The organism is Bacillus sp. Marseille-Q1617 (assembly GCF_903645295.1).
Taxonomy (GTDB): Bacteria; Bacillota; Bacilli; order Bacillales; family Bacillaceae_B; genus Rossellomorea.
Window position 1 is genome coordinate 994,555 of record NZ_CAHJXM010000002.1, and the last position, 17,491, is coordinate 1,012,045.

General features: G+C 47.3%; 9 protein-coding genes, 21 tRNA genes and 3 rRNA genes. 31 read left to right on the forward strand and 2 right to left on the reverse strand.

All coding sequences use genetic code 11. The annotated features are described in order from the left end of the window. Positions 1–157 precede the first annotated feature (157 nt). The 4 genes from HWX64_RS16325 to HWX64_RS16340 all read left to right on the forward strand — a co-directional run bounded on the left by HWX64_RS16325 (position 158) and on the right by HWX64_RS16340 (position 4,621). Entirely contained in the window at positions 158–910 is a 753-nt protein-coding gene (locus HWX64_RS16325) for a DeoR/GlpR family DNA-binding transcription regulator (protein WP_175990571.1), read from the forward strand. Then, positions 907–1,818 carry a 1-phosphofructokinase gene (gene pfkB, locus HWX64_RS16330; protein WP_175990572.1) on the forward strand — a complete coding sequence of 304 codons (912 nt, stop codon included), beginning with the start codon at positions 907–909 and terminating at the stop codon, positions 1,816–1,818. Before HWX64_RS16325 ends, pfkB begins: the two co-directional genes overlap by 4 nt. Positions 1,819–1,833: 15 nt before the next feature. Continuing rightward, positions 1,834–3,711: a PTS fructose transporter subunit IIABC gene (locus HWX64_RS16335; RefSeq protein WP_175990573.1), complete on the forward strand. Its 1,878-nt coding sequence runs from the start codon at positions 1,834–1,836 to the stop codon at positions 3,709–3,711. A 172-nt stretch (positions 3,712–3,883) separates the two neighbouring features. Then, positions 3,884–4,621, forward strand: coding sequence for an MgtC/SapB family protein (locus HWX64_RS16340; protein ID WP_254871177.1), 738 nt, complete (start codon positions 3,884–3,886; stop codon positions 4,619–4,621). Positions 4,622–4,654: 33 nt separating this feature from the next. Here the strand turns inward: HWX64_RS16340 and HWX64_RS16345 are convergent, their stop codons facing one another. Beyond that, positions 4,655–5,347: an MgtC/SapB family protein gene (locus HWX64_RS16345; RefSeq protein WP_175990574.1), complete on the reverse strand. Its 693-nt coding sequence runs from the start codon at positions 5,345–5,347 to the stop codon at positions 4,655–4,657. Between the two features lie 143 nt (positions 5,348–5,490). On the opposite strand from HWX64_RS16345, the gene HWX64_RS16350 reads away from it, so the two are divergent. Both HWX64_RS16350 and HWX64_RS16355 read left to right on the forward strand, forming a co-directional pair. Further along, on the forward strand, positions 5,491–6,420 hold the full coding sequence (locus HWX64_RS16350) for a DMT family transporter (RefSeq protein ID WP_175990575.1): 930 nt from the start codon (positions 5,491–5,493) through the stop codon (positions 6,418–6,420). Beyond that, the gene (locus HWX64_RS16355; protein WP_175990576.1) at positions 6,401–6,898 is read left to right on the forward strand and encodes a GNAT family N-acetyltransferase; all 498 of its coding nucleotides are present in this window, start codon (positions 6,401–6,403) and stop codon (positions 6,896–6,898) included. Before HWX64_RS16350 ends, HWX64_RS16355 begins: the two co-directional genes overlap by 20 nt. Before the next feature lie 71 nt (positions 6,899–6,969). Here HWX64_RS16355 and HWX64_RS16360 read toward each other — a convergent pair whose 3' ends face one another. Then, entirely contained in the window at positions 6,970–7,149 is a 180-nt protein-coding gene (locus tag HWX64_RS16360) for a hypothetical protein (protein ID WP_175990577.1), read from the reverse strand. A gap of 353 nt (positions 7,150–7,502) precedes the next feature. On the opposite strand from HWX64_RS16360, the gene HWX64_RS16365 reads away from it, so the two are divergent. The 25 genes from HWX64_RS16365 (at position 7,503) to HWX64_RS16485 (ending at position 17,377) form a co-directional block, all read left to right on the forward strand. Further along, positions 7,503–9,054 (forward strand): 16S ribosomal RNA (locus HWX64_RS16365). A gap of 312 nt (positions 9,055–9,366) precedes the next feature. Beyond that, positions 9,367–12,302, forward strand: a 23S ribosomal RNA gene (locus HWX64_RS16370). Positions 12,303–12,450: 148 nt separating this feature from the next. After that, a 5S ribosomal RNA gene (gene rrf / locus HWX64_RS16375) occupies positions 12,451–12,567 on the forward strand. The 16S, 23S and 5S rRNA genes sit together here with 21 tRNA genes alongside, the layout of an rRNA operon. A gap of 12 nt (positions 12,568–12,579) precedes the next feature. Beyond that, positions 12,580–12,655 (forward strand) — tRNA-Val (locus HWX64_RS16380). Between the two features lie 135 nt (positions 12,656–12,790). Continuing rightward, positions 12,791–12,866 (forward strand) — tRNA-Thr (locus tag HWX64_RS16385). A 24-nt stretch (positions 12,867–12,890) separates the two neighbouring features. Further along, a tRNA-Lys gene (locus tag HWX64_RS16390) sits at positions 12,891–12,966 on the forward strand. A 35-nt stretch (positions 12,967–13,001) separates the two neighbouring features. Next, positions 13,002–13,086: transfer RNA gene (locus tag HWX64_RS16395), tRNA-Leu, on the forward strand. A gap of 5 nt (positions 13,087–13,091) precedes the next feature. After that, a tRNA-Gly gene (locus HWX64_RS16400) sits at positions 13,092–13,166 on the forward strand. Between the two features lie 9 nt (positions 13,167–13,175). Beyond that, positions 13,176–13,264: transfer RNA gene (locus HWX64_RS16405), tRNA-Leu, on the forward strand. 66 nt (positions 13,265–13,330) lie between these two features. Further along, positions 13,331–13,407: transfer RNA gene (locus tag HWX64_RS16410), tRNA-Arg, on the forward strand. A gap of 7 nt (positions 13,408–13,414) precedes the next feature. Beyond that, positions 13,415–13,491: transfer RNA gene (locus HWX64_RS16415), tRNA-Pro, on the forward strand. Positions 13,492–13,499: 8 nt separating this feature from the next. Continuing rightward, positions 13,500–13,575 (forward strand) — tRNA-Ala (locus HWX64_RS16420). Between the two features lie 114 nt (positions 13,576–13,689). Then, a tRNA-Met gene (locus HWX64_RS16425) sits at positions 13,690–13,766 on the forward strand. Between the two features lie 4 nt (positions 13,767–13,770). After that, positions 13,771–13,847: transfer RNA gene (locus HWX64_RS16430), tRNA-Ile, on the forward strand. A 17-nt stretch (positions 13,848–13,864) separates the two neighbouring features. Then, positions 13,865–13,957 (forward strand) — tRNA-Ser (locus HWX64_RS16435). A gap of 175 nt (positions 13,958–14,132) precedes the next feature. Next, a tRNA-Met gene (locus tag HWX64_RS16440) sits at positions 14,133–14,206 on the forward strand. A gap of 75 nt (positions 14,207–14,281) precedes the next feature. After that, positions 14,282–14,358: transfer RNA gene (locus HWX64_RS16445), tRNA-Asp, on the forward strand. A 160-nt stretch (positions 14,359–14,518) separates the two neighbouring features. Further along, positions 14,519–14,594: transfer RNA gene (locus HWX64_RS16450), tRNA-Phe, on the forward strand. Positions 14,595–14,621: 27 nt separating this feature from the next. Further along, positions 14,622–14,697: transfer RNA gene (locus tag HWX64_RS16455), tRNA-His, on the forward strand. A gap of 8 nt (positions 14,698–14,705) precedes the next feature. Continuing rightward, a tRNA-Gly gene (locus HWX64_RS16460) sits at positions 14,706–14,779 on the forward strand. Position 14,780: 1 nt separating this feature from the next. Beyond that, a tRNA-Ile gene (locus HWX64_RS16465) sits at positions 14,781–14,857 on the forward strand. A 9-nt stretch (positions 14,858–14,866) separates the two neighbouring features. After that, positions 14,867–14,941 (forward strand) — tRNA-Asn (locus tag HWX64_RS16470). 3 nt (positions 14,942–14,944) lie between these two features. Continuing rightward, positions 14,945–15,035: transfer RNA gene (locus HWX64_RS16475), tRNA-Ser, on the forward strand. Between the two features lie 4 nt (positions 15,036–15,039). Beyond that, positions 15,040–15,111: transfer RNA gene (locus HWX64_RS16480), tRNA-Glu, on the forward strand. A 352-nt stretch (positions 15,112–15,463) separates the two neighbouring features. After that, complete coding sequence (locus tag HWX64_RS16485) at positions 15,464–17,377, forward strand: PTS mannitol transporter subunit IICBA (protein ID WP_175990578.1); 1,914 nt, start codon at positions 15,464–15,466, stop codon at positions 17,375–17,377. Positions 17,378–17,491 lie beyond the last annotated feature (114 nt).

Sequence of the window (17,491 nt, forward strand, 5' to 3'; positions counted from 1 at the left end):
CCCACCCATATTCAAGATCTAAACCCATCCCAAAAGTCATCTTGAACGTTTTTGATTGCCGAATGAACGTTTATGAATGATATTGATAGAAAATGATTGATTTTTGTAAACGTTCTCATTATAATGGAATTAATTAAGAAAGTAGCGGGAGGAACTTATGTTAACCGAAGAACGACACCGTATTATTTTAGACTTGCTGAAAGAGAAGGAAGCCATCAAAATCCAAGAGATTGCAGAGCAGACGAATGCCTCTGAATCAACGATCCGCCGTGATCTGACTCAGCTTGAACAAGAGAAGTTTTTAAAGAGGGTTCACGGAGGGGCGGCAAGGCTTCAAGGGAAGCTGAAGGAATTGACTGTTTCTGAAAAAACATCCAAAAGCCTTCATGAAAAAAACGCGATCGCCCGGTATGCGGCAAGCCTTGTTGAAGAAGGGGATTGCATTTTTCTGGATGCAGGAACAACGACGCTTGGCATGATCGAGTTCCTTCCTGAAATCGATATCGTGATCGTGACAAATGGTTTGACTCATGTAGATTCCCTGCTGCAGAAAGGATTCAAAACGTATATCGTGGGAGGCAGCGTGAAACCGACCACGAAGGCGATGATCGGAAGCGGAGCCATTGAATCTCTTCAAAAATACCGCTTTGATAAAGCATTTCTCGGAACGAACGGTGTCCATCCTCAATATGGATACACGACACCGGATCCAGAAGAAGCGCAAATAAAGAAAACGGCCATTGAACTTTCGAGAGAAGCGATGGTGTTAGCGGACGATACTAAATTTGGGGAAATCGCGTTCAGTAAGATTGCTGATCTTGAGAAAGCGATCGTCATCACCAATGGGACTACGAATGATCTCGACCCGGCATATAAGAAACAAACTACAGTAAAGGTTGTGACAACATGATATACACCTTGACCCTGAATCCTTCAGTTGATTATATTATGGAGCTTGATCAGTTTAAGAAAGGCGGATTGAACCGGTCAGCGAAGGAAAGTACACTGCCTGGCGGAAAGGGAATCAATGTCTCCCGTGTCCTTCACGTCCTGGGTGTAAAAAGCACTGCACTCGGTTTTGCGGGAGGTTTCACAGGTGAATACATCAAGCAGTTCTTAATAGAGGAAAACATAGATACCGACTTTGTGGAAGTGGAAGAAATGTCGCGGATCAATGTAAAAGTGAAGTGCGAAGACGAAACGGAAATTAACGGGAACGGCCCTTCGATCCATAAGGGGCAGTTAGATCAACTTCTGAGTCAAATCTCGGACCTGTCAAAGGAAGACACACTGGTGCTCGCAGGCAGCATACCCGCTTCTGTTCCTAGGTCTTTTTATCAAGAAGCGTCAGCTCTTTGTGAGGAGCGGGGAGCGCGCATCGTCATTGATGCTGAGAAGAATTTGCTAGAGCCGGTTCTGTCGCTGAAGCCATTTCTGATAAAGCCGAATCATCACGAACTTGGAGAAATGTTTGATGTGGTGATCGAGTCTATAGATGAAGCGATTCATTACGGAAGGAAACTGAAAGAAGAAGGCGCACAAAATGTGATTGTATCGATGGCGGAAAAGGGAGCGCTTATGTTAACCGGAGAGGAAGTGTATTATGCATCTGTTCCTAAAGGAGAACTGAAAAGCTCAGTGGGAGCTGGTGACTCGACGGTTGCGGGATTTCTGGCAGGACTTTCAAACGGGCTCAGCCTGGAAGACTCATTCCGATTAGGTACAGCTGCAGGTTCAGCGACGGCTTTTTCCATTGGGTTGTGTGAAGCAGAAAAAGTAAATGAATTATATAAACAGATTGATATCAAAAAAAGATAAAAGGGAGGAAGTACCATGCGTATAACAGAGCTATTAAGAAAAGAGACGATCGCATTGAATCTAGAAGCGTCATCTAAAGCTGCCGTCATCGACGAACTTGTTTCTGTCCTGGATAAGAGCGGTAACCTGCAGGATGCCGAAGAGTTCAAACAAGCGATACTGAACCGTGAATCACAGAGTACGACCGGTATCGGCGAAGGCATCGCCATACCGCACGCAAAAACATCAGCAGTAAAGGCACCGGCAATTGCTTTCGGAAAATCGGCTGCCGGCGTAGATTATGAGTCCCTGGACGGGGCTCCTGCACACCTATTCTTCATGATCGCGGCAACAGAGGGGGCGAATCAAACACATTTGGAGGCGCTCAGCCGGCTTTCTTCCATGCTGATGGATGAGAGTGTCCGTAAATCGTTAGTAAATGCTTCTACCAAAGAAGAAGTTTTAGAGATTATTAATCTTCATGATAAAGAGGAAGAAGAGGAAAACGTTTCTGAAGTGACTTCCACCAGTGATGGAATGGTGTTGGCTGTAACGGCGTGTCCTACCGGGATTGCTCACACATACATGGCAGCGGATGCCCTTAAAGCAAAAGCGAAAGAGCTGGGGATCGACCTTAAGGTAGAAACGAATGGCTCCGGGGGAGCAAAGAATGTATTGACTTCGGGAGAAATTGAAAGCGCTGCAGCAGTGATTGTCGCTGCAGATACGAAAGTGGATATGAATCGTTTCAAAGGAAAACCTGTCATTGAAGTTCCAGTGGCAGAAGCAATCAGAAAGCCAAAGGAATTGCTTGAAAAAGCGGTGAAAAAGGATGCTCCGATCTATAGCGGTGGTAAAGCAGCGAGTGAAACAGAGGAGCAGGGTACGGAGAAAAAGCAGCGAACGGGATTTTATAAGCATTTGATGAACGGTGTTTCCAACATGCTTCCGTTTGTTGTGGGAGGCGGGATCCTGATCGCGATTTCGTTCCTCTTCGGCATTCAGTCAGCCAACCCGGATCATGCTGAATACAACGAGTTTGCAGCCATGCTAATGAAAATTGGCGGCGACAATGCATTTTATCTAATGGTACCTGTCCTAGCAGGATTTATCGCAATGAGCATTGCCGACCGTCCCGGTTTTGCGCCAGGTATGGTCGGCGGACTGATTGCCGCTACAGGTCAAAGCGGTTTTCTCGGGGGAATCATTGCCGGTTTCCTTGCCGGATATGTTGTAGTTGGTATTAAACGATTGACGAATAACTTCCCGGCAGCACTGGAAGGCATCAAGCCGGTTCTTATTTACCCGCTGCTCGGTATCTTTATCACAGGTTTCATCATGCTTCAATTCCTGGTCGAGCCACTCAGTGCCGTGAACAGCGGAATTCAGAATTGGCTGGATGGATTGGGCACTGGAAATCTGATTGTCCTTGGGTTGATTCTTGGGGGGATGATGGCTGTTGATATGGGTGGTCCGATCAACAAGGCTGCATTTACATTCGGTATAGCGATGATTGAAGGCGGGAATCTTGCACCCCACGCCGCCATCATGGCAGGAGGGATGGTGCCGCCGCTTGGATTGGCGCTTGCGACCACTTTCTTTAAAAGGAAATTCAATGACAATGAAAGAAAAGCGGGGATTGCCGCTTACTTCATGGGTGCATCATTCGTTACGGAAGGTGCGATCCCATTTGCAGCAGCGGATCCTTTCAGGGTCATTCCTTCCATCGTGACAGGTTCAGCGGCTGCTGGTGCACTTGCAATGGCCTTTGGTATCGGCCTGCCTGCACCGCACGGGGGATTATTCGTCTTCCCTGTGGTAGAAGGTAATCCATTCTTATATCTCTTAGCTGTACTGATCGGTTCAATCATTACAGCATTAATGGTCGGGTTCTTGAAGAAGCCGGTTCAATAAAGGAAATCAAGGTGCCAGGTGACGTTTTCGTTGCCTGGTTTTTTATATTCTTGAAGTCAATTGAATACTCGTCTTCTGAAAAGACGCCTCCTCTCCACTGACAGTGGTTTTAAAATGTTCGATATAGGTTAAAAGTATAAGTAGTAGAAGATTGTGAAGAGGGGAAACGCCAATGGAATTTTTAGAAATGATCGATTTGGAGTTACCGGATGAATTTGAGCTCTCCCTGTACCGGATCATGTTAATCGTCATTTTAAGCGGCTTGATCGGGATCGAAAGAGAGTCTAAAAACCATCCGGCGGGACTGCGCACGCATATCCTGGTGGGTGTCGGATCCTGTTTACTGATGCTCGTATCACTATATGGATTTGAACCGTTCCTTGAAGAACACCCTGAATTAGTCGGTTTTGACCCAAGCCGTATCCCTTCGTACGTCATCTCGGGAATCGGATTCCTCGGCGCGGGGACAATTATGGTTCATGGTGGGGTCACTGTGAGGGGGCTTACCACTGCCGCGAGTATATGGGTAGTAGCGGGGCTTGGTCTAGTAGTTGGAATCGGCATGTATTGGGAAGCCATTTTCACTACGTTCATCATTGTGATCACATTGTTTTTCTTAAATAAGTTTGAGACCTTTTATAAAATGAAAGTGAGACATAAAAAACTCCTTCTCTTAAGTTTAGTCGTCAAAAAAGGGGAAGGAAATATAAGTGCCATTAATGATGCGATTACCCAACACGGCATAGAAATCACCCAGTATCAAATAGAAGATGACGATGACCTGAAAGGTCTGGAACGATTTAAATATTCTCTCCTGCTCCTTACGCCGGATACAGTTAATTTTAATGGTGTATTGGAAGTGGTGAAGGATCTTCCCTGCATTGATAAAATCCAGCTTCATAAAAAATAACCCCTGCATTGTTTCAGGGGTTATTTCATTTGTTTACAAGCTCTCGATTTCTACATCCTTGATCCCGCTAATTTCAGAAATCGTGTAATAAATATCTGTCGTCTTTTTTCTGAAATCAACGATGATCTTTAATTCCAGAAGATGCATGTTGTTCTTCAAATCCTTAATGCGCATGCTTTCTATTGCAATCTCTTCTTCCTTAATGTGTTCGATGATTGTCTTGATTTCATGCTTCTCTTTAATGGTCGCCCTCAGGAACAATTCCTTTTCACGCAGTCGTTTGGGACCGATGAAGGTAATGATTGTAGGTACTACCTCGACAGAAACGATAAGAAGCACGACACCTGCGGTTGCCTCTAAATAAAATCCAGCCCCGACTGCTATCCCGATTCCGGCAGCTCCCCAGATCATCGCGGCTGTTGTTAACCCTGAAATGCTGTCATTCCCCCGTCTCAATATAACGCCTGCCCCCAGAAAACCAATACCAGAGACAATTTGAGCTGCCAGCCGCAAAGGATCCATTGTAATATTCACTTTTTCAGATCCCTCGGAAATATAGGCCGATTCAATCGAAACGACAGTCAACAGGCAGCTTACAATACAAATGACCAGTGAGGTTTTAAGACCCACAGGCTTCCGCTTTAGTTCTCTTTCCAAACCAATGACTAATCCAAGAACCGCAGAAATTCCAAGCTTCATGTAAAGTGCTGTATCAATGAAGTCCATCTTACCCCCTCCATATCTGTAAACCCGATTGTAAAAATTGATAAATGGATATAGTATTCTCTCTCTCTATTTATTAAAATGAGAACAATTAAACCTTTTAAGAAGAAGCATTACATCATTCAGAAAAACACGGGGGTATTTCCATGTCCGAAACCAAAGTAAACCCATACCTGCTTCTAGCTGTCGGAGTGATCTCCGTTTCCACTTCAGCAATTTTGGTGAAAGTATCGAGTGCTCCGGCTGGTATTTTAGCGTTTTACAGACTCTTTTTCACAGTGCTTTTAATGTCCCCTGTATTTTTCTTAAAGTATGTGAAGGAACTCAAAGTTATTACACGGAGAGATTGGGTGTTTTCAATCATCGCGGGAATCTTTCTCGCTTTTCACTTCATCCTGTGGTTTGAGTCACTCAACTACACGTCCGTCGCCAGCTCGACGGTGCTTGTCACTCTTCAGCCGCTGTTTGCCTTTATCGGAGCTTATTTATTTTTTCAGGAAAAACTCACCGGGAAAGCAGTCATCTCTGCTCTCTTGGCAGTGACGGGAAGCATCATCATCAGCTGGGGAGATTTCAGGATCAGCGGAGAGGCCCTGTGGGGCGACATTCTAGCTTTGCTTGCCTGTGCATTAGTGACTGGATATCTTTTATTTGGACAAACGATCCGTAAACGGCTGTCTTTGGTCACATATACGTATTTGGTCTATGCGATCAGTGCGGTTGTACTTTTATTCTATGTACTTATCCGGGGGGAAAGTCTGGGACCTTATCCGAAAGAGGACTGGATTTACTTTCTTCTGCTGGCGATTGTTCCGACCCTTCTAGGGCATTCATTATTTAACTGGTCGTTAAAGTGGTTAAGTACTTCGACCATTTCAATGGCGATCCTGTTCGAGCCCATCGGGGCCTCTTTACTAGCCTATTGGCTGCTCTCGGAAAAAATACTTCTCACCCAAGTCATCGGCGGTATGATCATTATTCTGGGTGTAACCCTCTTTCTAATGGAAGAAAGAAAGATCAAGAAAATGGTTCGACAGGTGAACGAGGTGAAAAAGAATGAAGAATTACCATATTAGAAAAGCAGGGCTGCCTGACGCAGCTGGAATCGCAAATGTTCATATCAACAGCTGGAAAACGACCTATATAGATATTGTATCCGATGAGTACCTGGATTCCTTAACAGTAGAAGATAGGACAGTGAGATGGGATGGCATTCTCAAAGGTTCACATCAAACCTATGTGTGCGAACTGGATAATGGGGATATTGCCGGTTTCGTTTCTATAGGTAAAGAGCGTGAAAAGAAATATGAAGGTGAATTGTACGCCATATATTTATTGAAGGAATATCAGAGAAATGGAATCGGCAGCGACCTATTTTCATTTGCTATGAGTGCATTGAAATCTCAAGGCTGCTCCAACATGCTCGTTTGGGTGTTAAAAGATAACCCGTACAAGCACTTTTATTATTCATTTGAACCTGAAATCGTCAAAGAACAAAAGATTTCAATCGGCAGGGAGGAATATGACGAAGAGGGCTTATTGTTTTCATTGTAATGAAGGTCATGCAAAAAGACGCAGCTCAATGATGAGCTGCGTCTTCAATATTCTCCTTACCATTGCATTGGTTAGGAGAACGCATATGTAAAACTTGAAAAGACAAATGCCATAACTACTGAAAGAATAAATGTAAAGCCTCTGACGGGTTTCGTGCTTTCACTGATTTTCAACCCTGTTACATACGAATAAGCGAAAAGATAAATGGCCATAAAGTAAGAGAGGTATTGTGCTCCGTCTATAAGCGTCATGTCCTGGATCTCCTTTCAGGGAATGTCTATTCTTATGTTTATGAAACTGCACTTCAGGTAAGAACAAGAAAAAATGGACAAGGATTAAATTTTTTGTAAAAAATATATTGCAATAACATTAAACGCATGGTATATTAATAAACGTCGCTGATGCAGCAAACATCATTTCAAAAAAAGAAATTAAAAAAGTTGTTGACGCGAATGCATGAAACATGTTATATTAATAAAGTCGCTTCAAACGGAGCGCGAAACAAATTGAACCTTGAAAACTGAACAAAACAAGACAATACGTCAACGTTAATTCTAGATTTACCGCAACGATTGAATCGTTGCAACAAGAGCTATTCAAACTTTTATCGGAGAGTTTGATCCTGGCTCAGGACGAACGCTGGCGGCGTGCCTAATACATGCAAGTCGAGCGGATCAAAGGGAGCTTGCTCCCTGAGATCAGCGGCGGACGGGTGAGTAACACGTGGGTAACCTGCCTGTAAGACTGGGATAACTCCGGGAAACCGGGGCTAATACCGGATAACTCAGTTCCTCGCATGAGGAACTGTTGAAAGGTGGCTTTTCGCTACCACTTACAGATGGACCCGCGGCGCATTAGCTAGTTGGTGAGGTAACGGCTCACCAAGGCGACGATGCGTAGCCGACCTGAGAGGGTGATCGGCCACACTGGGACTGAGACACGGCCCAGACTCCTACGGGAGGCAGCAGTAGGGAATCTTCCGCAATGGACGAAAGTCTGACGGAGCAACGCCGCGTGAGTGAAGAAGGTTTTCGGATCGTAAAACTCTGTTGTTAGGGAAGAACAAGTGCCGTTCGAATAGGGCGGCGCCTTGACGGTACCTAACCAGAAAGCCACGGCTAACTACGTGCCAGCAGCCGCGGTAATACGTAGGTGGCAAGCGTTGTCCGGAATTATTGGGCGTAAAGCGCGCGCAGGTGGTTTCTTAAGTCTGATGTGAAAGCCCACGGCTCAACCGTGGAGGGTCATTGGAAACTGGGGAACTTGAGTGCAGAAGAGGAAAGTGGAATTCCAAGTGTAGCGGTGAAATGCGTAGATATTTGGAGGAACACCAGTGGCGAAGGCGACTTTCTGGTCTGTAACTGACACTGAGGCGCGAAAGCGTGGGGAGCAAACAGGATTAGATACCCTGGTAGTCCACGCCGTAAACGATGAGTGCTAAGTGTTAGAGGGTTTCCGCCCTTTAGTGCTGCAGCTAACGCATTAAGCACTCCGCCTGGGGAGTACGGTCGCAAGACTGAAACTCAAAGGAATTGACGGGGGCCCGCACAAGCGGTGGAGCATGTGGTTTAATTCGAAGCAACGCGAAGAACCTTACCAGGTCTTGACATCCTCTGACAACCCTAGAGATAGGGCTTTCCCCTTCGGGGGACAGAGTGACAGGTGGTGCATGGTTGTCGTCAGCTCGTGTCGTGAGATGTTGGGTTAAGTCCCGCAACGAGCGCAACCCTTGATCTTAGTTGCCAGCATTCAGTTGGGCACTCTAAGATGACTGCCGGTGACAAACCGGAGGAAGGTGGGGATGACGTCAAATCATCATGCCCCTTATGACCTGGGCTACACACGTGCTACAATGGACGGTACAAAGGGCAGCGAGACCGCGAGGTTTAGCCAATCCCATAAAACCGTTCTCAGTTCGGATTGCAGGCTGCAACTCGCCTGCATGAAGCTGGAATCGCTAGTAATCGCGGATCAGCATGCCGCGGTGAATACGTTCCCGGGCCTTGTACACACCGCCCGTCACACCACGAGAGTTTGTAACACCCGAAGTCGGTGAGGTAACCTTTTGGAGCCAGCCGCCTAAGGTGGGACAGATGATTGGGGTGAAGTCGTAACAAGGTAGCCGTATCGGAAGGTGCGGCTGGATCACCTCCTTTCTAAGGAATATTTTATGAAACGTTTGACAGTCGAAGTTTTGTTCAGTTTTGATGGTTTAATTTCCATCAAAATGATATTACTTGTTTTACAACAAGTAATTCTTATTTTCTTTGCGCTTGCGGCAAAGCTGATTCGAAGATTTTGTCTTCACCTCAGCGCAAGGCAGCACGAAGAGAACTCACTGATGCGATTCACGATGTGAAGCAAATCAGTAGCCTTGTTCTTTGAAAACTAGATAAAGATAAATTGATAGTCAAGAAATTACCGAGTATCGCCATTTTAGGTTTTAAACCTTATGTAACAACCAATTCGGTTAAGTTATGAAGGGCGCACGGTGGATGCCTTGGCACTAGGAGCCGACGAAGGACGGGACTAACACCGATATGCTTCGGGGAGCTGTAAGTGAGCTTTGATCCGGAGATTTCCGAATGGGGGAACCCATTGTTCGTAATGGAACAATATCCATATTTGAATACATAGAGTATGGAAGGCAGACCCAGGGAACTGAAACATCTAAGTACCTGGAGGAAGAGAAAGCAAATGCGATTCCCTGAGTAGCGGCGAGCGAAACGGGATGTAGCCCAAACCAAGAGGCTTGCCTCTTGGGGTTGTAGGACACTCTATACGGAGTTACAAAGGAACGGAGTAGACGAAGAAGTCTGGAAAGGCTCGTCAAAGAAGGTAACAACCCTGTAGTTGAAACTTCGTTCCCTCTTGAGTGGATCCTGAGTACGGCGGGACACGTGAAATCCCGTCGGAAGCTGGGAGGACCATCTCCCAAGGCTAAATACTCCCTAGTGACCGATAGTGAACCAGTACCGTGAGGGAAAGGTGAAAAGCACCCCGGAAGGGGAGTGAAAGAGAACCTGAAACCGTGTGCCTACAAGTAGTCAGAGCCCGTTAACGGGTGATGGCGTGCCTTTTGTAGAATGAACCGGCGAGTTACGATCCCATGCAAGGTTAAGTCGATGAGACGGAGCCGCAGCGAAAGCGAGTCTGAACAGGGCGAATGAGTATGTGGTCGTAGACCCGAAACCAGGTGATCTACCCATGTCCAGGATGAAGTCCAGGTAACACTGGATGGAGGTCCGAACCCACGCACGTTGAAAAGTGCGGGGATGAGGTGTGGGTAGCGGAGAAATTCCAATCGAACTTGGAGATAGCTGGTTCTCTCCGAAATAGCTTTAGGGCTAGCCTCATGTGTAAGAGTCTTGGAGGTAGAGCACTGTTTGGACTAGGGGCCCTCATCGGGTTACCGAATTCAGACAAACTCCGAATGCCAAAGACTTATCCATGGGAGTCAGACTGCGAGTGATAAGATCCGTAGTCGAAAGGGAAACAGCCCAGACCACCAGCTAAGGTCCCAAAGTATACGTTAAGTGGAAAAGGATGTGGAGTTGCTTAGACAACCAGGATGTTGGCTTAGAAGCAGCCACCATTTAAAGAGTGCGTAATAGCTCACTGGTCGAGTGACTCTGCGCCGAAAATGTACCGGGGCTAAACGTATCACCGAAGCTGTGGATTGACACCTCTAGGTGTCAGTGGTAGGAGAGCGTTCTAAGGACAGTGAAGTCAGACCGTAAGGACTGGTGGAGTGCTTAGAAGTGAGAATGCCGGTATGAGTAGCGAAAGATGGGTGAGAATCCCATCCACCGAATGCCTAAGGTTTCCTGAGGAAGGCTCGTCCGCTCAGGGTTAGTCGGGACCTAAGTCGAGGCCGATAGGCGTAGACGATGGACAACAGGTTGATATTCCTGTACCACCTCTTTTCCGTTTGAGCAATGGGGGGACGCAGGAGGATAGGGTAAGCGCACTGCTGGATATGTGCGTCTAAGCAGTTAGGCTGATGATGAGGCAAATCCCATCATCGTGAAGGCTGAGCTGTGACAGCGAGCGAATTATAGTAGCGAAGTTCCTGATTCCACACTGCCAAGAAAAGCCTCTAGCGAGGAAAAAGGTGCCCGTACCGCAAACCGACACAGGTAGGCGAGGAGAGAATCCTAAGGTGAGCGAGAGAACTCTCGTTAAGGAACTCGGCAAAATGACCCCGTAACTTCGGGAGAAGGGGTGCTCTTTGAGGTGCATAGCCTCGAAGAGCCGCAGTGAATAGGCCCAGGCGACTGTTTAGCAAAAACACAGGTCTCTGCGAAGCCGTAAGGCGAAGTATAGGGGCTGACGCCTGCCCGGTGCTGGAAGGTTAAGAGGAGTGCTTAGCGCAAGCGAAGGTGCGAATCGAAGCCCCAGTAAACGGCGGCCGTAACTATAACGGTCCTAAGGTAGCGAAATTCCTTGTCGGGTAAGTTCCGACCCGCACGAAAGGCGTAACGATCTGGGCACTGTCTCAACGAGAGACTCGGTGAAATTATAGTACCTGTGAAGATGCAGGTTACCCGCGACAGGACGGAAAGACCCCGTGGAGCTTTACTGTAGCCTGATATTGAATTTTGGTACAGCTTGTACAGGATAGGTAGGAGCCTTGGAAGCCGGAGCGCCAGCTTCGGTGGAGGCGTTGGTGGGATACTACCCTGGCTGTATTGAAATTCTAACCCGCGCCCCTTATCGGGGTGGGAGACAGTGTCAGGTGGGCAGTTTGACTGGGGCGGTCGCCTCCTAAAGAGTAACGGAGGCGCCCAAAGGTTCCCTCAGAATGGTTGGAAATCATTCGCAGAGTGTAAAGGCACAAGGGAGCTTGACTGCGAGACCTACAAGTCGAGCAGGGACGAAAGTCGGGCTTAGTGATCCGGTGGTTCCGCATGGAAGGGCCATCGCTCAACGGATAAAAGCTACCCCGGGGATAACAGGCTTATCTCCCCCAAGAGTCCACATCGACGGGGAGGTTTGGCACCTCGATGTCGGCTCATCGCATCCTGGGGCTGTAGTCGGTCCCAAGGGTTGGGCTGTTCGCCCATTAAAGCGGTACGCGAGCTGGGTTCAGAACGTCGTGAGACAGTTCGGTCCCTATCCGTCGTGGGCGCAGGAAATTTGAGAGGAGCTGTCCTTAGTACGAGAGGACCGGGATGGACGCACCGCTGGTGTACCAGTTGTCTTGCCAAAGGCATCGCTGGGTAGCTATGTGCGGAAGGGATAAGTGCTGAAAGCATCTAAGCATGAAGCCCCCCTCGAGATGAGATTTCCCATCACTTTATGTGAGTAAGATCCCTGGAAGATGACCAGGTAGATAGGTCAGAGGTGGAAGCATGGTGACATGTGGAGCTGACTGATACTAATCGATCGAGGACTTAACCACAAAGAGTCATTTTTAAATGAACAACGGCAATACCGGTATTCTTGACATCAATCCTTTATCTAGTTTTCAGGGGATAAATTTTAAATTAATACTTGAAATTATCTCTGAAAAAGATATAATAATACTTGTCCTTTAAAAAGGATAACAGTCTGGTGACTATGGCGAAGAGGTCACACCCGTTCCCATGCCGAACACGGAAGTTAAGCTCTTCAGCGCCGATGGTAGTTGGGGGCTCTCCCCCTGTGAGAGTAGGACGTCGCCAGGCGATTTATATTTTGGAGGATTAGCTCAGCTGGGAGAGCATCTGCCTTACAAGCAGAGGGTCGGCGGTTCGATCCCGTCATCCTCCACCATAGATTTTTACGAAGCGTGAGCGGAGTAAAAGATCTTTCCTTCCTTTACTAAGAGCGAAGGAAAAAACGTCCTTAATTTCTACAATGTATTCAATGCTGAGTATATTGGACGAGTATTGCAAAACAACTTTACACGCCGGTGTAGCTCAACTGGTAGAGCAACTGACTTGTAATCAGTAGGTTGGGGGTTCAAGTCCTCTTGCCGGCACCACTTCGGTTTTACTCATTTTTATATGAGCCATTAGCTCAGTTGGTAGAGCATCTGACTTTTAATCAGAGGGTCGAAGGTTCGAGTCCTTCATGGCTCACCATTTGATGTTTGCAAAAGGCAAATGTCTCATTACATGCGGGTGTGGCGGAATTGGCAGACGCACCAGACTTAGGATCTGGCGCCGCAAGGCGTGGGGGTTCAAGTCCCTTCACCCGCACCATATTTGCGGAAGTAGTTCAGTGGTAGAACACCACCTTGCCAAGGTGGGGGTCGCGGGTTCGAATCCCGTCTTCCGCTCCAAAGATTTTTGCCGGGGTGGCGGAACTGGCAGACGCACAGGACTTAAAATCCTGCGGTAGGTGACTACCGTACCGGTTCGATTCCGGTCCTCGGCACCAAAGATTTTTGCTCTGGCAAAAGATATTTCCTTAATTTGCGGAAGCAAACATTCTTAATTATATTAAGCGCCCGTAGCTCAATTGGATAGAGCGTTTGACTACGGATCAAAAGGTTAGGGGTTCGACTCCTCTCGGGCGCGCCATCTATATCGGGAAGTAGCTCAGCTTGGTAGAGCACTTGGTTTGGGACCAAGGGGTCGCAGGTTCGAATCCTGTCTTCCCGACCACTTTAGATGGGGCCTTAGCTCAGCTGGGAGAGCGCCTGCTTTGCACGCAGGAGGTCAGCGGTTCGATCCCGCTAGGCTCCACCAAAGATTTTTGCTTCAGCAAAATATCTTACCTTTTACGCAGCGTAAGCGGAGTAAAATAATCTTCAATGTATTTGCTTCAGCAAAACATCTGAAAATTTCATTAAAATGTTTCTTGGCGGTGTAGCTCAGCTGGCTAGAGCGTACGGTTCATACCCGTGAGGTCGGGGGTTCGATCCCCTCCGCCGCTACCAATACGGACCTTTAGCTCAGTTGGTTAGAGCAGACGGCTCATAACCGTCCGGTCGTAGGTTCGAGTCCTACAAGGTCCACCATTCACATTTTAAAACACGGAGGAATACCCAAGTCCGGCTGAAGGGATCGGTCTTGAAAACCGACAGGGGTGTTAAAGCCCGCGGGGGTTCGAATCCCTCTTCCTCCGCCATATTTATTTTTTTACCCTTATTATCGTCGCGGGGTGGAGCACGTCCGAATAATCTTCGGAGCTTGCACATCAGCGCACCGACTGAGCAGCAGCTTGAATAAGCTTACTGAAGTCGGGGTGGTTCTAACGGATCTGTATTCGTAGGATCACAACTTATTTAAACGTTTATTATCGTCGCGGGGTGGAGCAGTTCGGTAGCTCGTCGGGCTCATAACCCGAAGGTCGCAGGTTCAAATCCTGTCCCCGCAATACCATTTTTGTTAAAGCAAATAGTAATCTAAGGGGTAACCGATGGATGAATATTTTGCTGGCGCAAAAATTCTTGGTCTGGTAGTTCAGTTGGTTAGAATGCCTGCCTGTCACGCAGGAGGTCGCGGGTTCGAGTCCCGTCCAGACCGCCACTAATTACATAGTGTGGCTTAGTAGCTCAGTTGGTAGAGCACGGTGAATAAGCTTCATCGAATAAACATCAGCGTACAGCTTGAGCAGCATCTTGAATAATCTTTCTGAAAGCTGGACGATGGACTATCACACTCTATGATTAGGAATTTTACATATGATGGCTCAGTAGCTCAGTTGGTAGAGCAATGGACTGAAAATCCATGTGTCGGCGGTTCGATTCCGTCCTGAGCCACCATTTTTCATTTATATCATACTTTTCATGGCGATTGTGGCGAAGTGGTTAACGCACCGGATTGTGGTTCCGGCATTCGTGGGTTCGATTCCCATCAGTCGCCCCATATATTTTGCGGGTGTAGTTTAATGGTAAAACCTCAGCCTTCCAAGCTGATGTCGTGGGTTCGATTCCCATCACCCGCTCCAAGGGCCTATAGCTCAGCTGGTTAGAGCGCACGCCTGATAAGCGTGAGGTCGGTGGTTCGAGTCCACTTAGGCCCACCATCTTAATATTCCGCAGTAGCTCAGTGGTAGAGCTATCGGCTGTTAACCGATCGGTCGCAAGTTCGAATCTTGCCTGCGGAGCCATATGGAGAAGTACTCAAGTGGCTGAAGAGGCGCCCCTGCTAAGGGTGTAGGTCGGGCAACCGGCGCGAGGGTTCAAATCCCTCCTTCTCCGCCATTAAGGCCCGTTGGTCAAGCGGTTAAGACACCGCCCTTTCACGGCGGTAACACGGGTTCGAATCCCGTACGGGTCATTCTGAAAGACTATCTAATCGATAGTCTTTTTTATTTTATATGTAAGTAATCATCGCTCAAAAGCAGCTGCCATGCTTGAATCCTTGGAGGGATTTCAAGTTCATTCCCGAGCGTGCCTTATAAATAAGAAGAGTAGAAACGCCCTGTGAATTTCCATAGGGCGTTTCTTTTTGTGAATCTTTTTTTTGAAGATATGTTAACTCTGCAAAGTATTAGAAAAGAGCCGGGGAGAAACAATAGGTTTGTCGTCACCGCTGTGACAAAGTTAGTTTTCATCTTCCTTGTTGTTCAGTATTCCGTGACCTATGATTAATATATGAGTACTTGATTTATATAGAAAGGAAGAGAAAAATGGCTCAATCAACTGTAAAAGTTAAAATACAAAAGTTTGGTAACTTCCTCAGTTCTATGGTCTTGCCGAATATCGGTGCCTTCATTGCATGGGGATTGATTACTGCATTATTTATTCCTACCGGTTTTTTTCCAAATGAAAGCCTTGCCAAATTAGTGGGGCCGATGGTCACGTATCTTCTGCCTCTCTTGATCGGGTATACAGGCGGTAAGCTTGTGCACGATCAGCGCGGCGGAGTCGTGGGTGCGATCGCTACAATGGGGGTCATCGTAGGTGCACCTGATACCCCGATGTTCCTCGGTGCTATGATCATGGGACCGCTTGGCGGTTACGGCATCAAGAAATTTGACAGTGCAATCGAAGGGAAGATCCGTGCAGGGTTTGAGATGCTTGTTAACAACTTCTCGGCGGGAATACTTGGCGGGATCCTTGCAATCCTTGCGTTTCTCGGGATCGGACCTGCTGTTGACGGACTGACAAAGCTTCTGGTTGCCGGTGTTGACTGGCTTATCGGTGCAGGGCTGCTGCCGCTGACAAGTCTGTTGATCGAACCTGCAAAAATCTTATTCTTGAATAATGCCATCAACCACGGTGTCCTTTCACCGATTGGGTTGGAACAGGTACAGCAAACGGGTCAATCGGTTCTTTTCTTACTGGAAGCGAACCCTGGACCGGGTCTTGGTGTATTGCTCGCATTTATGCTGTTCGGCAGGGGGACTGCCAAGCAATCCGCTCCTGGCGCAGCAATCATTCATTTCCTGGGAGGGATCCATGAGATTTACTTCCCTTATGTCCTTATGAAACCTATGCTGTTTCTTTCAGTCATACTGGGAGGAATGAGCGGAGTCTTCACGCTTGTTCTATTGGGCGGCGGCCTTTCCGCTCCTGCTTCGCCGGGAAGCATCCTGGCGATTGCTGCTGTCACACCTCCTGAAGGTATGAAGTATCTGGCAAACTTTGCGGCTGTCATTGTAGCAGCGGTTGTGTCATTCATCGTTTCGGCGATCGTCTTGAAATCAAGCAAGAAACAGGAAGACAATATTGAAGAAGCAACGAAGAAAATGGAAGAAATGAAAGGAAAGAAGAGTTCTGTTTCCGGACAAATCAATCAGCAGCAGGGCCCACTTCCTGGTGAAGTGAATAAAATTGTCTTTGCTTGTGATGCGGGAATGGGATCCAGTGCGATGGGTGCGTCATTACTGCGTAAAAAAGTGAAGGAGGCAGGACTTGATATTTTCGTAACGAATACAGCAATCAGTAATCTGCCGGCTGATGCACAGGTAGTCATCACTCAGGAAGAATTGACGCCGCGCGCGAAGAATAAACTGCCGGATGCATACCACATCTCGGTCGATAATTTCCTTTCAAGTCCGGAATACGATAAGCTTATTGGAAGCCTCCAAAATGACATCACGGAAGAACAGGATGAGCTTGTCGAGGATGCAGAAAAGGAAGCAGTCGGAGTCGAACCTCAGGGAGACGGGGATGACGATCTTCTACGAGAAGAAAACATCTTCATCGGCCAGGAGTTTCAGACGAAGGAAGACGCTATCCGATTTGCCGGGGAAGCACTCGTGAAAGCTGCTTATGTAGAAGACAGTTACGTCGATGCAATGATCGAAAGAGAAGGCATCACGACGACATACATGGGGAATAACGTGGCCATCCCCCACGGTACGGAAGACGCGAAGAAAGCGGTCATCAAATCAGGATTCACGGTCATTCAAGTGCCGAAAGGCGTGGACTTTAACGGTGAACAGGCAAAGCTGATCTTTGGTATCGCCGGTAAAGATGGCACGCATCTTGAGATCCTGTCAAGCATCGCCGTCATCTGCTCCGAGCAGGAGAACGTAGACAAGATGGTACAGGCAAAAACAGCTAAAGAACTGAAAGAAATCATCAATAACAACTAATATTCAATCCGGAAAGGTGTTTCTTGCCTTTCCGTTTTGGCGGTTAAAATCTAAACTACAAATAACTTACTCAATACACATTTAAGGCGCTGACTATACCATAAAGAAACGGAG